Raw genomic sequence first — 15,739 nt, forward strand, 5'->3', positions numbered from 1 at the left:
AGCTTTATGTACACGAGGACTCTGGCAGCTCTGCCGACATGGCGCATTTTCTGCGCACCGTGGATGAGATCTGGAGCCGTCAGGCGCCGCCGCTGCTGATATCGCCACAGTCCCGCCAGGTCCTGTGCAATCTTCTCGAACATGCACCTCAGGGCAGTCCCTGGATCGAGGTGCGCGGCGACTGGCTGCAGCAGGATGAAGGTATCTACGAGCTGGTACAGAAGGCCAAGGCACGCGGGCTGATGCTGGTCTGGGGAGGATCGCTGGCCGATGTGCCCGATGCCGATGCGGCGCGCTGCTTTGCCAGCAGCCTGCTGAGCCTGCCACCAGAAGGTGCTGCGGGACTGCCCAATGTGGTGCGCCCAAGCCAACCGGCAAAGGATGCGGACAAGGAGACTGCCTCGGGCTTTTTTGCCACCCAGCCCCTGAATCTGCTGGACGGTCAGATGTACCAGAGCCTGCAGAGCCTGGAGCTGGCGCGCTCCTGTCTCGACGAACACGAAGCGGCAGCCGTGGCCGGCTGGCCCGTGGCAGACACCATGCAGGCTTTTCGGCTGCAGCAGCCCCAGCCATCGCGCGATGCGCTCTTCAGGCTCATGAAGGCTATCGACAAGGAACAGTCCCTGGATGTGATGGAAGAGATCCTGGGCTCGGACCCGGTGCTGGCCTACCGCTTTCTGCTCTATACCAACTCGGCCGCACTGGGACTGCGCCGCGGCGTGGACTCGCTGCGCCGCGGGCTGGTGATGCTGGGGCTTGGCACGCTGGAGCGCTGGCTGGCCGACCAGCTGCCCCATGCCTGTACCGAACAGGATCTGGTGCCTCTGCGCACGCAGGTCGTGCTGCGCGCCAGGCTGGCCGAGCAACTGATCGAGGCCGGGGTGGGCCTGGATCTGCAGCGCGAGATGTATCTATGCAGCCTGTTCTCGCAGCTGGATTTGCTGCTGCATGAGCCAGTGGCCATCATCTTGCGACGCACACCGCTGAACGAGCGCATCTTCGATGCCATCGTCACGCGCACCGGTCCCTATGCTGCCGTGCTGCAGATGAGCCAGGCCTTGGAGAGCCGCGACCCGGCGCCCATCCGGCAGTTGCGCGAGCAGGAGGAGTGGGAGGCCGAAGACCTCAACCGGATGCTGCTGCGCATGCTCAGCGAACTCAAGCTGGGCATGCCGCAAGCTCAGACCTGAGTGTCTGGGTGGAAATTCACTGAAAACAGGCTCTATCTCCTGATAGGTCAGCCTATGCAGCTATCAAATTGATGGATGTGTTGTGAGGCAGAGTCGTGCATAAGCAGGGCTTGGCTGCCGCTTATCCGCGCATTGCCTGGGCGTCGGATTCGGACAATTGGCGCATCCAATCCGTCCGTGCGTCATGTCCGAATCCCAAGACAAAAACCTGCCCGCCACCGAACGCAAGCTGCAGAAAACGCGTGAAGAAGGGCAAGGTGCGCGCTCGCGCGATCTGTCGCACCTGGCAATTCTGGGCACGGGCGCTTTGTTGGTGCTGATGGGCACGCAGCCCATGATCAATCATCTGCGCGAGGCCATGGCCCGGCAACTGGTGTTCAATGCCGCGACAGCCAAGACTCCGGCGCTGATGCTGGAGCGCTTTCAGTCCATGCTGATGCTGGGTCTTGGAATTTCCGTGATCTTTGCGCTGGTGACCACCACGGCCTCGGTGCTGTCCGGCGTGGCTGCAGGTGGCTGGATCTTCAGCTTCAAGCCCATTCAGCCGCGCTTTGGCAAGCTCAACCCCTTGTCTGGCCTCAAGAATCTGTTTTCCAAGCAGCAGCTGACAACGGTGGTCAAGATGGTGTTCCTGACCATCGTGCTGGGCTTCGTGGCCTGGAAGTACATGAGTGCCAATATTGCCGAGATCGCATCGGTTTCGGCCCAGCCATCGCCCATGGCGCTCGCCATGGTGGGTTCCTGGCTGACCACGGGCGTTACCCTGCTGTTGATCGTGGTGCTGCTGTTGGCCCTGATCGACGTGCCACTGCAGGCTTTTCTCTTCAAGTCACGCCTCAAGATGAGTCATGAGGAAGTCAAGCAGGAGCACAAGGAGTCCGAAGGCAACCCGCAGCTCAAGGGCAAGATTCGCCAGAAGCAGCGCGAGATTGCCGACCGGGCCAGCGTCTCGGCCGTGCCGAAAGCCGACTTTGTGGTCACCAACCCTACCCACTATGCCGTGGCGCTGCGTTATGACGACGCCACGATGGCCGCGCCCCAGGTGATCGCCAAGGGCACGGATCTGGTGGCGCTCAAGATTCGCGAAATCGCGGGCGCGCATCAGATTCCGGTGCTGGAGTCTCCCATGCTGGCGCGCGCTCTCTATGCCCATGCCGATCTGGATCAGGCCATCCCCGCTGCGCTCTACACGGCCGTGGCCCAGGTGCTGGCCTATGTCTATCGTCTCAAGGCTGCACTGAGCGGCCAGGGTCCCATGCCCGATGCCCTGGGCGAGCCCCCCGTGCCCGTGGAGCTGGATCCGCACCGCGGCCGCACCCCGCCTGCGGCGGTCGATGCTGCTGCGCAGCAAGAAGGTAATCTGTGATGTCGTCGAATCGTCTGCAACTGTTCCAGAAGTGGTCTGGCTCCAATGCCGGTGCCCTGCAAGGGATGACTGCTCCCATTCTGGTGGTGGCCATTCTGGGCCTGATGGTGTTGCCCGTTCCGCCCTGGCTGCTGGACACCTTCTTCACCCTCAATATTGCCGTGGCGCTGATGGTGATGATGGTGGCGGCCTATATGATCAAGCCGCTGGATTTTGCGGCCTTTCCCTCGGTGCTGCTGCTGACCACGCTGATGCGTCTGTCGCTCAACGTGGCGTCGACGCGCGTGGTGCTGATGGAGGGCCACACCGGCCCCGGCGCTGCGGGCGCGGTGATCGAGGCTTTCGGTCACTTCCTGATCGGTGGCAACTTTGCCGTGGGTCTGATCGTGTTCAGCATTCTGGTGGTCATCAACTTCGTGGTGATTACCAAGGGTGCTGAACGCATTGCCGAAGTCTCGGCCCGCTTCACGCTGGACGCGATGCCCGGCAAGCAGATGGCCGTGGACGCGGATCTGAATGCCGGTCTGATCGACGAGAAGGAAGCCAAGCGCCGTCGTGCCGAAGTGGGCGAAGAGGCCAATTTCTTCGGTTCCATGGACGGTGCCAGCAAGTTTGTGCGCGGCGACGCGATTGCCGGCATCCTGATTCTGGTGATCAACGTCATCGGCGGCCTGATCATCGGCATGGCCCAGCACGGCTTGTCCGCGGGTCAGGCGGCTGACAGCTATATCCTGCTGGCCGTGGGCGATGCGCTGGTGGCGCAGATTCCGGGTCTGTTGATCTCGGTGGCCTCGGCCATGGTGATCTCGCGCGTGGGCAAGGAATCCGACATGGGCCGCCAGATCGTGCAGCAGCTGTTCATGTCGCCCAAGGTGCTGGGCATCACTGCCGGCGTGATGATCCTGCTGGGCCTGATTCCCGGCATGCCGCATCTGGTGTTCATCAGCATGGGGGCCTTGCTGGGCTGGGGAGCCTGGATGCTGGACAAACGGGAGAAAGCCCGCGTCGCAGAAGAAAACAGCGCCGCGGCGCCCCAGCAGCAGGCTGTGCAGGGTGACGGCGAAGCGAGCTGGGACGATCTGCAACCCGTGGATCTGCTGGGCCTGGAGCTGGGCTACCGCCTGATTGCCTTGGTGGACAAGAGCCGCCAGGGCGACCTGCTGACGCGTATCAAGGGCGTGCGCCGCAAGTTTGCGCAGGAGGTGGGCTTTCTGCCGCCGGCCGTGCATGTGCGCGACAACCTGGAACTCAAGCCCAGCGCCTATCGCATGACGCTGCGCGGCGTCATGGTGGGCGAGGGCGAAGCCTTCCCCGGCATGTTCCTGGCCATCAACCCCGGCGGCATCACTACGCCGCTGATCGGCACGGCCACGACCGATCCGGCCTTCGGCCTGCCCGCGCACTGGATCGACGAGCGGCAAAAGGAAGCGGCACAAATGGCCGGTTTTACCGTCGTTGATTCGGAAACCGTGATGGCGACGCATTTGTCACACTTGATGCAAGTGCACGCGGCCAAGCTGTTGTCTCGTACCGAGACGCAGCAGCTCGTTGACCATGTGGCCAAGCTGGCCCCCAAACTCATCGAAGAAGTCATCCCGAAAATGGTGCCCATCACAACGTTCCAGAAAGTGCTCCAGCTGCTGCTGGAGGACTCTGTGCACATTCGTGATATCCGTACCATCATCGAGACGCTGGCTGAAAACGCCACGCAGACGACCGACCCGGTGGAGCTGGCGCGTCGCGTGCGCATTGCACTGTCGCCTGCCATCGTGCAGCAGATCTACGGTCCGACCCGCGAGCTCAATGTGATTGCCATCGAGCCCGGCCTGGAGCGTCTGCTGGTGCAGGCACTGTCGAACCCCAATGCGCCATCGCTGGACCCCGGCGTGGCTGAAATCCTCACACAAAAAGCGGTCGATGTGGCCAACCAACAGGAAGAGCTGGGCCTGCCCGCCTGTCTGCTGGTGCCGGACGCGATCCGCAACTCTCTTGCCAAGCTGCTGCGCCGTGTGGCGCCGCGTCTGCAGGTGCTCGCGCACAGCGAGATTCCCGAGACGCACACCATCCGCATCGGCCCGATTCTTAAAGGTGCAACCGCATGAATATCAAACGCTTTTACGCCCCGACCGCCCGCGAGGCCCTGGCCAAGGCGCGCATGGTTTTTGGCGACGGCACCCTGATTCTGTCCAATCGTCAGACTCCGGACGGAGTCGAGGTCATGGCCACTGCCGAAGAGACCCTGCAGGACATGGATGCCGGCATGCAGACCAGCTCGCCCCTGCAGAAGGCACTGGAGCGCCGCGCGAGCGACGAAGGCATGAGTCTGCGCAAGGAGCACTCGCCTCTGGCCACCGCTGCTGCCAGGCGCAGCCCGGGCGGTGAAGCCATGAGTACGCTGGAGCATGTGCAGGCACGCCAGACAGCCAGGCAGGAGCAGGCCCGCGAGATGCAGGTTCAGGCCAAGCCGGTCAAGGCCATCAATGAACTGGCCCAGCATTCCGTGCAGGACGATGTGGAGCAACTGTCCATGAGCACGCTGACTTTCCAGGACTATGTGCGCGAACGCATGCTGCGCCGTCGCCATGAGTCGTCGCTGGACAGCAACGAAGCCCTGCCCACTTTTGCCCAGCGAGTGCAGGAGCGCAACAACGAGCGCCCCGCCATGGCTGCCAAGTCTCAGGCGGCCAGTGCTGCGGTGGTCCGTCACAATCCTCTGCGCCCCGAGAAGATTCAGCTCAAGGAAAGCGCCAGGCCCGCCAGCGTGGCTGCGCCCCAGAACTTCATGCAGGAGATGCAGTCCATGAAGGATCTGATCGAGGAGCGCTTCAACACGCTGACCTGGCTGGGCCAGACGCGTCAGAACCCGATCCAGTCCAGCCTGATGCACAAGCTCATCCGTGCCGGATACTCGCCCGCACTTGCGCGTGCGCTGATCGAGAAGCTCCCCGAGACGCTCTCCGCCGGCGACGCCGTGCGCTGGCTGATGCAGGTGCTGGAGCGCAATCTGCGCACCGATGCCGCCCAGCCCGCCATCTACGAGCAGGGCGGGGTGTTTGCACTGGTCGGTGCGACCGGCGTGGGCAAGACCACGACCACGGCCAAGCTGGCGGCGTTGTGTGCGGCCAAGCATGGCCCCGCGTCGGTGGGCCTGATCACGCTGGATACCTACCGTATCGGCGGTCATGATCAGCTGCGCACCTATGCCCGCATGCTGGGCATGGTGGCCCATCAGGCCCATGACAAGGCCGCGCTGCAGGACCTGCTGGGCCTGCTGCAAAGCAAGAAGATGGTGCTGATCGACACGACCGGCGTGGCCCCGCGCGATCCGCGCAAGGACGAGATCATGGATGTGCTGGCCATTGAGGGCGTTCAGCAGTTGCTGGCCGTCAATGCGGCCGCACAGGGCGATGCGCAGGACGATGTCATGCAGGCCTTCAAGGCACGCGGATCGCAACACGCCATCCTCACCAAGGTCGATGAAGCCGTGAAGGTCGGTCCCTCGGTGGATACGCTGATTCGCCATCAGATTCAGCTGCGCGGCGTGACCAATGGCCAGCGCGTGCCCGAAGACTTCGAGCGCGCCAACGCGCAGCTGCTGGTCTCGGCCTCCATGCGCTCGGCTGCCAAGTCGGCCTTTGATCCTCAGTCTCTGGATCTGGACTTCTTCTTCACCCCTTCGTCCGTGAGCGGCGCAGAGGCTGCCCATGCTTGAGCGTCGCTCGCCCCTGCATCAGGGCATGGCCCTGCATGTGAGTGATGCCAGCACCGCCGGCTTGCGTGTGCTGGCAGTGCTGCACAGCGCATCGGGTGCGGCTGCCGAACAGGCTGTGCTCTGGCCGCTGTGCGCCCAGCTGCAGCGCCTGGGTCAGAAGGTACTGGTGCTTGATGGCAGCCAGGCCGAATCCTTTCACACGCCAGGTCTTGCTCAGCTACTGGCTCAGCATGCCTGGCAGGCCCAGGCGGGACTGCGCGCAAGCGTCGGCGATGCCCAGTCGGTGGCCAGCCTGCCAGCGCGGCTGGGCCTCAAGCAGCTCAAGGCCTCGGCCGACGAGATGGGGCTGGACATGCTGACGGCCCTGCAAGCCTATGTGCGCGGCTATACCACCGTGCTCATCTATGCGAGCAGTGAAACCTTGACGCCGCTGCTGCAAGGGCAGGGCCTGCAGCCGCTGCTGGTCGTGCCACCCGATTCCGAACACCTCATCGAAAGCTACCGTCAGCTCAAGCATCTGGCCGTGTTTGCAGGCGTGGAGTGCACGATTGCCGCCCTGGAAGCGCCGCTCGCGGCTGACGGTCCGCAGAAATACGACTGGAGCCGCAAGCAGAGCAGCTCGCAGACAGCCAAGCAAAATGCTCAGACACGCTTGCAGCGACTGAATGCACTGCTACAGTGTTCGCAGCGTCACCTGGGCGATGCCCCGGTGCTCATGCGCCTGCGCTGGCGCCAGGCCAGTGATCTGCATCAGCTCACGCTGCACATGCTCAAGACGGCCTGCATCCTGCCCATGCATGCCCAGCCCACGGCGGCTGTCGCGCCTGAATCTCTTGTCTGGAGCCATTGACTGCCATGTACACCGCCAAAGGCCAACTCGACCGCGACGCGCTGATTCGTCAGCATGTGCCGCTTGTGCGTCGGATTGCCTTGCACATGATCGCCAAACTGCCACCGAACGTCGAGCTGGATGATTTGATCCAGGTCGGCATGATCGGTCTGGCCGAAGCGCTGTCGCGCTTCGAGAGCGAGCAAGGCGTGCAATTCGACACTTTCGCCAGCCAGCGCATCCGTGGCGCCATGCTGGACGAACTGCGCGAAGGCGACTGGATGAGCCGCAGTTCGCGCAAAAGCCAGAAGGAAATCGAGCAGGCGCTCAACCGTCTGGAACAGCGCCTGGGCCGGCCCCCGCTGGAGTCGGAAATCGCGGCCGAGCTGGGCATGGCCCTGGACGACTACCAGTCCCTGCTGGGCAAGGTGCGCGGCACGCAACTGGTCTATCTCGAGGACATAGGCGGCGGTGACGGCGACGATGGCGACGACTACCTGGAGCGGCATGTGGCCGACTCGGGCGCCGACCCCTTTGCCCTGCTGCGCGACCTGCGCATGCGCTCCGCACTGGTAGAGGCCATCAAGGCCCTGCCGGAGCGTGAGCAATATGTGATGGGCATGTACTACGAGCACGACATGAACCTCAAGGAAATTGCCGCCGTGCTTGGCGTGACCGAATCGCGGGTCTGCCAGCTGCACAGCCAGGCCATCGCCCGCCTGCGCACCAAGATGCGCTCGCATTGATCCCCTGAAACGGCTTGCCAGGCGCGGGCCGTTCACCACAACAGAAGCCGCCGCGCAGGCAGAGTCCATCTGCCCACGCGGCGGCTTTGCTTCTGTGACGCAGCCTGGCTGCGCTCTGGTGCTTCGCTATCGATGGCTTGTAGCGTTCTATGGCATTGGGTTCATGGATGTTTTGATCGGTCATCCGTCGTCGCTGCAAGCAAAAAGCCCTGTTGCATCGCTGCAGCAGGGCTTTGGCTTGAGTGGCTTTGCAATCAGTGCATCACATGCGGCTGACCGTCGAACATATGCTCGAAACTGGCCAGCCAGGGCTCGGCCAGCACGCGAATCTGGGCATCGTTGCGCAAGATGCGCTGCATGATGCGCGCCTTTTCCTTGCGCAGTTCGGGCGCCAGCTTTTCATCGCGAGAGCGAAAGCGCAGCTGCTCGATCAGCACGGCACAAGTGCCCTCATAGCGCGCAACACCATCCCAGTCCTTGGCCTGGGCGGCCTGCAGCATCTTGGCACTGCTTTCCTCTATGGCCCGGTAGAAGTCGATCAATGTGTGCTCCATATATGCATTGTTTTATTGCCCAGCTGCAGCAGCAGGAACGGAACCGATTTCTTGCCAGCCTTGGGCGACAGGTTCCACCAGCGAGACCACCTCTTCCACGGCCTGCACGTCATTGCGCAAATTGGCGTGAGTCAGGCGCTGAATGCAATAGTCGTACAAGGCGCCCAGGTTGGCGGCAAGCTCTCCGCCCTGTTCGCGATTGAGGCTGCCCTTGAGGCCTTCTTCCAGAATGCGCACCGCACGGCCCAGCTGAGTGCCCTTGACCTCTACTTCGCCGCGTTCAATTGCGCCGCGTGCGGCATTCAGGTTCTGCAACAGCCCCTCAAACAGCATCTGAATCAGGCGATGTGGCGATGCGCTTTCCACGCCAGACTGAGCACCTACCTGGCGATAGGCGCTCGCAGCGCGGGAAAAAGAGGGGGTATACATGGCAGGCTTCCTTGTCAACGACTTGCCTTGGATATCGGCAGTCGCTTTCCAAAATCAAGTTTTTTTTGGCCCCGTGCAGAACTGAGCCGTTTTACGCAAAACGCGAATCCTCAGCTGCTCTTGTTCCAGGCAGCAATCTGGTTCTGCATATAGGTACTGAGCGCCGAAATGGAGGACATCTGCGAGTCCAAAGCCGAGTATTGACGCGTCAGCTTGGCCTCCAGCGTCGTTGCCCCTTCGGTTACCTTATCCTGGTCCTTCTGGTTGTTTTTCTTGCGCAGCTCCAGCGCATCCGTCTTACTGTTCAGCGTCCCATCATAGGCGAGCAACTCGTCTGTGAATTTCTTCATGCCCACGGCAATGCCGCCACCCGAGCCATCGCTGGAGGACTTGGCGGCGAAAAGCGATTTGAGGGCATCGGGCGAGTCCAGGGCCTTGTCCAGCTTTTCAGACTTGGTGATCTTCAGCGAGCCATCCTTGTATTCGATGCCTATATCCGCAAGACGCTTAAGATCGCCCGAAGCATTGCTGGCCGAGCCGCTAAGCAGGGAGCGCAGTCTGCTTTGCAGACTGATCGTGGCCGAATCGCCCTGGAACAGTCCAGACGGGTCGTTCTCGTCGGCCAAGGATGTCTGTTTGCCGCTCTCGTCCCGCATGCCCTTGGTGGTCTTGGTCAGCAAGTCATTCAAGGCATTGAAAGCGTCTACAAAGTCCTGAATGTTCTTCTTGGTGGCGGTCTTGTCGGCCGTTACGGAGACGCGCGCAGGCTTGTCCACATTGGTCGCCTGATCGACCGTCACCTGGTTGACCGTGATCTTCAAGCCCGGCAACACATTGTCGAAATTGTCCGTGCTGGAGGCTTGCGTCACGCCGTTGATCGTGATCAGAGCATCCTGTGCCCCTTGGTTGGTAGGGATAGAGAAGTTGCCCACTGCCGAGCCGCTATCCGCTACGCTGAATGCAGCATCTCCTCCTGTTGCCTTGGAGCGCAGCATCAATTGCTCGTTGCCCGCGCCATCGCGCATCACCAGGGCTTGCATGCCCGAGGCGTTCTCATTGATTTTCGCGGCCAGCGTGGTTAACGTGTCGCTGCTGGTGTACTTGACGTCCACCGCTACACCAGTCTTGGTGTTCTGGATGCTCAGTGTGCCTTCCGCCCCCATCTTCTGATCCACAGTACGTGGAGCGCTCACCGATGTCTGCGATCGCGCGAGCTGGGTCACCGACACGTCATACGTCGCTGCGCTGGTAATGCCCGATACCGTCATCGACACTGCGGAGTTGCTGGAGTTGATGGTCATCGAATTCCAGCCGCTATCGCGCGTGAGCTTGGCATTCGCATCGGCCAGCGTGCTCGACAGCGACTTGATCTGAGCATAGGTCGAAATCTGGGTCTGGATGGTCTGCTGCTTGACCTGCAGTCCTGCCAAAGGCTGCTTCTGCAACGACACCATCTTGCTGATGATGTCCGAAACATTCAGACCGCTGCCAATACCCACAGAGGAAATTGCCATTTTCTACTCCTTGTGGCCGTGGACTCCCGCAGTCCATGCCTATCACTGCCGCCCATTCTGGGGCAAGAAGAAAAAATCAAAAGCATGAAAAGCAGCATGAGGCCTTGTCTATCGCGGCTTTGGACCCTGGACTCACAGCTTTTCCTGCCTCTTTCTCGGCTTTTTCGAGGAGAACTTGAGTGCTTTTCGCAGGCCAATGCAAAAAAGGCGGTCCTGCATGCGCAAGACCGCCATCAAAAAGCAAACTTTCACTAAAGCTTGCCTGCGATGCCTTTCATCAAGACGACGCAGGCAACTACCGTCATCAGCGCAGCAGGCTCAGAACCTGCTGGGGCAGTTGGTTGGCCTGGGCCACCATCGCCGTGCCGGCCTGCTGCAGGATCTGCGTGCGGCTCAGGTTGGCGGTTTCCTTGGCGAAGTCGGCATCAGTGATGCGGCCGCGGGCTGCAGTGATGTTCTCGCTCTGGATGTCGATGTTCTCGGTGGCCTTATCGAAGCGGGTCTGAACCGCTCCCAAATCTGCACGAGCAGAATTCACACTCGTGATTGCACCGTCAATCTTCTGCAACGCATCCCAGGCGCCTTTTTGGGTCGAGATATCCAGATCCGAAATACCGGTAGTCGGATTCTTTTCGGTGGAACCTGTTGTAAAAGATGTTGGAAAGCTGGTTCCGCCTGAGGCGGTAATGGTCATGGCGGAGTAAGTGCCGCCCTCCTTGATTGTGCCGCGCAGGTCAAAGCCCTTACCATCATCTGTGATGTAGGCAGTGACGCCGGTATCAGCTGTCTTGGAGTTGATGGCAGCAATGACAGCACCCAGAGCTTCCTGATCCGAGGGGGCGTTAGCCATCTTACCAATCGTGGCCGTGGACGAGGCTCCATCCGCGCCAGTAATGGTGATGCTGACATCTGCGCCAGTCATCATGGCTCCAGTAACGGCCGCGTTGGCAACAGCACCTTCTGCGTAATGCGAATTACCCAGCGAGGCCACTTTAGCATTGCCCAGAGCGCCCACGGTGATGTTGTCGCCCGAATTGGCGCCAACCTGGAACGTTGCACCGTTGAAGCTACCGTCCAACAGCTTCTTGCCGTTGAAGCTGGTGGTCTTGGCCACGCGGTCCACTTCGTCGCTCAGTTGCTTGAGTTCCGATTGCAGTGCCTCGCGGTCGCTCTTGCTGTTGGTGGCATTGCCGGACTGCACGGACAGTTCGCGCATGCGTTGCAGCATGTCACCCACCTTACCCAAGGCACCTTCTGCCGTCTGGGCCAGAGAGATACCGTCATTCGCATTGCGAGAGGCAACAGACAGGCCGCGCACCTGGGTGCTCATGCGCTCGGCAATGGCCAGGCCGGCTGCATCGTCCTTGGCGCTGTTGACACGCAGACCCGAAGACAGGCGCTGCATGGAGGTCGCCAGCGAGTTGCCAGACAGCCCCAGATTGCGTTGTGCATTGATGGACACAACATTGGTGTTAATGGTCATTGCCATTTGAGTTCCCCTTTTTCCTAACGCTCACTCTGTGATACGGAATCCGGCGGCGACAAGCACGCGAAGAACATGCCTACACCCACCAACTCCTTTTTCAGGCAGTCTGGCTACCCGTCCTTGTCAAAGCCCTGCGACAGACCAGGGAGTACACCCCAGAGCTTTGTATTCGTATCAAGCCTTGACGAAGCAGCGCTTCCTCAAGGTTTGCTCCATGCTTACTTCAGCAGGCTCAGCACTTGCTGGGGCAACTGATTGGCCTGGGCCACCATGGCTGTGCCGGCTTGCTGCAGAATCTGCGTGCGACTCAGGTTGGCGGTTTCCTTGGCAAAGTCCGCATCTACGATGCGTCCACGCGCGGCCGTGATGTTCTCGTTCTGGATATCAATGTTTTCGATTGACTTCTCGAAACGAGTCTGGACTGCACCCAGTTCGGCACGTGCAGAGTTCACGGAGGTGATGGCTCCATCAATCTTTTGCAGAGCATCCCAGGCACCCTTTTGAGATGAAATATCAAGATCCTCGATACCCGTCTCGGTCTTCTCTGCTGCACCTGACAAGGTGCCTAAATTGACACTCGTTCCGCCTGCCGCCGTCAGTGTGAGGGCTGTATATGTGCCGCCTTCTGTAATGGTTCCGCGCAGGTCGAAGCCATCACCCGTGTCATTCATGTATGCGGTCACACCCGTGTCGGCCGTCTTGGAGTTGATGGCCGCGATGACACGACCCAGCGCCTCAGCATCTGTAGGGGCATTCGCCATCTTGTCAATCTTCACGTCCGTCGTACCACCGTTGGCCCCACCGATGGTGATCGTTACGTCCGTGCCGGTCATCATGGCTCCGGTCACCGAAGAGCTAACTGTAGCTTCCGCATAGTGCGAGCTACCCAGCGCGTTCACCTTTGCGTTGCCCAGAGCGCCCACCGTAATGTTGTCGCCGGAGTTGGCGCCCACCTGAAACACGCCGCCAGCAAAGCTGCCGTCCAGCAGCTTTGCACCATTGAACGTAGTGGTCTTGGCCACGCGATCCACTTCGTCGCTCAGCTGCTTGAGTTCGGCCTGCAATGCCTCACGATCACTCTTGCTGTTGGTGGCATTACCGGATTGCACGGTCAGTTCTCGCATGCGCTGCAGCATGTCTCCTACCTTGCCCAAGGCCCCTTCGGCTGTTTGGGCCAGCGAGATCCCATCATTGGCATTGCGCGATGCGACGGACAGACCGCGGACCTGGGTGCTCATGCGTTCGGCAATGGCCAGGCCAGCCGCATCGTCCTTGGCGCTGTTGACACGCAGGCCCGAGGACAGGCGTTGCATCGATGTGGCCAGTGAGTTGCCTGACAGACCCAGGTTGCGCTGTGCGTTGATCGAGACAACGTTGGTGTTGATGGTCATGGCCATGATGGAATCCCTTTATGCAGACGGTACGGATGAATGGTTTGCTTGGTTGCCGGAGCCTTGCATTTGCTGCCTCTTTGGGCTTTGCTTGCCGCTTTTTTGCGGCTTGCCTGCTCCGTACAATCCAGTTATCGGGCTGTATTTTTTTTTCTTTAGCGTTTTTTCATTTCACCCGTAGCAAGCTACCAAGGGCTTGACGCGCTAGGCTGCCGCATAACAAGAGCTTCCGTTTCGAGAGCGGCATCAGACTGGCAGCGAAACGCATTTGGGCTGAGCTCACCTAGCGGCTATAAGCGGGCCAGTGGCGGATGGCTCGTCGCAAGGTCAGGGAAAGCAGCAAGAAGGCTGGGAATTGACGCTTTATTCGGTCGTATGCATGTCAGCGGTTCATAGAAAAATCCTCTCATCGCTAGGTTTGCCAATCGCTTAACCAGTGTCTTTGGTCACTGCTGCGATGCTCCAAGCCCTAATTCCGGAGGTTTCTAGACATGGCTGCGACCATCAACACCAACATCATCTCGATCAACGCTCAGCGCAATCTAGCCCTCTCGGGTGGTTCGCTGGCGACCTCCATGCAGCGCCTGTCCTCGGGCCTGCGTGTCAACAGCGCCAAGGACGATGCGGCCGGCCTGGCCATTGCCGAGCGCATGAATACTCAGGTGCGTGGCCTGCAGGTCGCATCGCGCAATGCCAACGATGGCATCTCGCTGGCCCAGACGGCAGAAGGTGCCTTGGGCAAGGTGGGCGACATGCTGCAGCGCATGCGCGAGCTGGCCGTGCAAGCCGGCAATGCGACCAATAGCAAGAGCGACCGCGAAGCCCTACAGGCGGAAGTAGGCCAACTTGCCGCAGAAATCGACCGAGTGGCTAAGCAGACCAATTTCAACGGCCAGAAACTGCTAGAAGGCAGCTTTGCCGGAGCCGTATTTCAGGTGGGCGCCAATTCGGGCGACAACATTACTCTGGGAGCCCTGGCGGATACACGCTCCAGCCAAATCTCGAGCATCAGTTATGCCACCGCCGACGTCCGCTTTGACACAAGCGACAAACCGACACCGGCAATCGCTAGCTATGACAAGGCGATTCCGGCGGACTCTCTGTCTATTACTGTTGGTGGCATTACCACCTCCTTGGAGGAAATCGCACCTGCCAACAGCAGCCTGGAACGTATCGGCCAGGTGATCACGGCTATCAACAACAAGTCGGCTGATACAGGTGTTACGGCATACATGACAATGAAGGACGGAACTCAAGAGTATGAGGTCTCCTTCATGTCCTCCAAGGTCGGAGCGGATGGCAAACCTGCGGATGTCCAGTTTCAGGGCTTCAGCGCGGAAACTTCGGGCATTGGTGGCAGCATTTCCAATGCCGTCCCAGCCACAGATTTGGCGGCCTTGAATGCTTTGGCCGCCAATATCGCCACTCCAGCACCGACAACCCCGCCTGAAGCGGTGTCCGCCAACAACAGTGCCATTGCCAAATTCGATGACGCGCTTGCGCAAATGCGCAGAACCAATCCAGCATTGGAGAATGCACCCACTGCCGCGGTTCCGACGGCTATTGGCGCGTATGACGGCAGCAAGACCGGCACTACGGCAGCAGCTGTGGTAACTGCATTGACATCCGCCAATACAGGCTATGAAACGCTTGTGACTGCTCGTGCGGCTTTCGATGCAGTCAATCCAAAAGACCTGACTGCGACTACGAATTATGGAACCGCTCTTAATAGTTATTTTGGTGCTGGAACTTTCACCCCCGCCACACCTGCCAATCTGACGGCAGATCTTGCGCAAATCACTCAGGTTCAAGCAGCTAAAGGAACCCCGAGTAACCTCAACCTTGACAGCGTCGATTACAAGCCCAATCAGCGTGGCGTGGATGACATCGACGTCACAACTCAAGCTAATGCCTGGGTTGCGCTCAAGAAAATCGATAGTGCCATCGATCAGGTCAACAGCGCTCGCGCCACACTGGGCGCTATGCAGAGCCGCTTTGAGAACGCAGTCAACAATATCGACATCCAGTCCGAAAACCTCTCGGCCGCACGAGGACGCATCGTCGATGCAGACTTTGCCAAGGAAACCGCCAACCTGAGCCGCACGCAGATCCTGCAGCAGGCCGGCACGGCCATGGTGGCCCAGGCCAACCAGATTCCCCAGCAAGTGCTGCAATTGCTGCAAAAATAAGAGGCTTTGCGACGATGCTCCCGCCATCGTTCGAAAAACTCCTCGGGCCGCTTGTTCGCCATGGCTGACAAGCGGCCTTTTTACAGAATCGGACCAACATGCCTTCTATCAATATCGAAAAATTCATTGAAAGTTTTCTGAGCGCCGTTGACTTCCAGGAGTCCGTGGAGGTCACACCCGAGACCGAACTCAAAAGCCTGCCCGAATGGGATTCGCTGGCCGCACTGGGCGTAATCGTGATGTTCGACGTGGAATTCGGCAAGACCATCACCGGTAACGATCTCAAGACCTGCGTCACCCTCACCGACCTTTACAAGTTGCTCGGCTAAGCCC

Annotated in this window: 13 protein-coding genes; 8 read left to right on the forward strand and 5 right to left on the reverse strand. The window is 60.1% G+C overall.

What is annotated here, in order from left to right; translation table 11 throughout:
• Positions 1-38 precede the first annotated feature (38 nt).
• From NOX35_RS02455 to NOX35_RS02480, 6 genes are all read left to right on the forward strand, one after another.
• Positions 39-1,190, forward strand: a complete 1,152-nt coding sequence (locus NOX35_RS02455) for an HDOD domain-containing protein (protein WP_371878537.1) — start codon at positions 39-41, stop codon at positions 1,188-1,190.
• A gap of 184 nt (positions 1,191-1,374) precedes the next feature.
• On the forward strand, positions 1,375-2,556 hold the full coding sequence (flhB, locus tag NOX35_RS02460; RefSeq protein WP_182285483.1) for a flagellar biosynthesis protein FlhB: 1,182 nt from the start codon (positions 1,375-1,377) through the stop codon (positions 2,554-2,556).
• The gene (flhA, locus tag NOX35_RS02465) at positions 2,556-4,658 is read left to right on the forward strand and encodes a flagellar biosynthesis protein FlhA (RefSeq protein WP_182285484.1); all 2,103 of its coding nucleotides are present in this window, start codon (positions 2,556-2,558) and stop codon (positions 4,656-4,658) included. The genes flhB and flhA overlap by 1 nt, the downstream gene beginning before the upstream one ends.
• Positions 4,655-6,268 (forward strand): flagellar biosynthesis protein FlhF, encoded by a 1,614-nt coding sequence (gene flhF, locus NOX35_RS02470; RefSeq protein WP_182285485.1) that lies wholly within the window; start codon positions 4,655-4,657, stop codon positions 6,266-6,268. Before flhA ends, flhF begins: the two co-directional genes overlap by 4 nt.
• Complete coding sequence (locus NOX35_RS02475; protein ID WP_182285486.1) at positions 6,261-7,118, forward strand: hypothetical protein; 858 nt, start codon at positions 6,261-6,263, stop codon at positions 7,116-7,118. The genes flhF and NOX35_RS02475 overlap by 8 nt, the downstream gene beginning before the upstream one ends.
• A gap of 5 nt (positions 7,119-7,123) precedes the next feature.
• Entirely contained in the window at positions 7,124-7,843 is a 720-nt protein-coding gene (locus NOX35_RS02480; protein WP_256495618.1) for an RNA polymerase sigma factor FliA, read from the forward strand.
• Positions 7,844-8,097: 254 nt separating this feature from the next.
• Here NOX35_RS02480 and NOX35_RS02485 read toward each other — a convergent pair whose 3' ends face one another.
• The 5 genes from NOX35_RS02485 to NOX35_RS02505 form a co-directional block, all read right to left on the reverse strand.
• A complete protein-coding gene (locus tag NOX35_RS02485) occupies positions 8,098-8,397 on the reverse strand; it encodes a flagellar protein FliT (protein WP_003059178.1) in 300 nt (99 codons plus the stop codon).
• 12 nt (positions 8,398-8,409) lie between these two features.
• Positions 8,410-8,826: a flagellar export chaperone FliS gene (gene fliS, locus NOX35_RS02490; protein WP_043006475.1), complete on the reverse strand. Its 417-nt coding sequence runs from the start codon at positions 8,824-8,826 to the stop codon at positions 8,410-8,412.
• Between the two features lie 110 nt (positions 8,827-8,936).
• On the reverse strand, positions 8,937-10,340 hold the full coding sequence (gene fliD, locus NOX35_RS02495; protein WP_182285487.1) for a flagellar filament capping protein FliD: 1,404 nt from the start codon (positions 10,338-10,340) through the stop codon (positions 8,937-8,939).
• 304 nt (positions 10,341-10,644) lie between these two features.
• Positions 10,645-11,829, reverse strand: coding sequence for a flagellin (locus NOX35_RS02500; RefSeq protein WP_182285488.1), 1,185 nt, complete (start codon positions 11,827-11,829; stop codon positions 10,645-10,647).
• 215 nt (positions 11,830-12,044) lie between these two features.
• Complete coding sequence (locus tag NOX35_RS02505) at positions 12,045-13,223, reverse strand: flagellin (RefSeq protein ID WP_182285489.1); 1,179 nt, start codon at positions 13,221-13,223, stop codon at positions 12,045-12,047.
• 485 nt (positions 13,224-13,708) lie between these two features.
• Here NOX35_RS02505 and NOX35_RS02510 point away from each other — a divergent pair, with 485 nt between their 5' ends.
• Positions 13,709-15,406 (forward strand): flagellin, encoded by a 1,698-nt coding sequence (locus NOX35_RS02510; RefSeq protein WP_256495620.1) that lies wholly within the window; start codon positions 13,709-13,711, stop codon positions 15,404-15,406.
• A gap of 98 nt (positions 15,407-15,504) precedes the next feature.
• Complete coding sequence (locus NOX35_RS02515; RefSeq protein ID WP_256495621.1) at positions 15,505-15,735, forward strand: acyl carrier protein; 231 nt, start codon at positions 15,505-15,507, stop codon at positions 15,733-15,735.
• The last annotated feature ends 4 nt before the right edge of the window (positions 15,736-15,739 follow it).

This window comes from Comamonas sp. C11, from assembly GCF_024496285.1.
Classification (GTDB): domain Bacteria; phylum Pseudomonadota; class Gammaproteobacteria; order Burkholderiales; family Burkholderiaceae_C; genus Comamonas; species Comamonas testosteroni_F.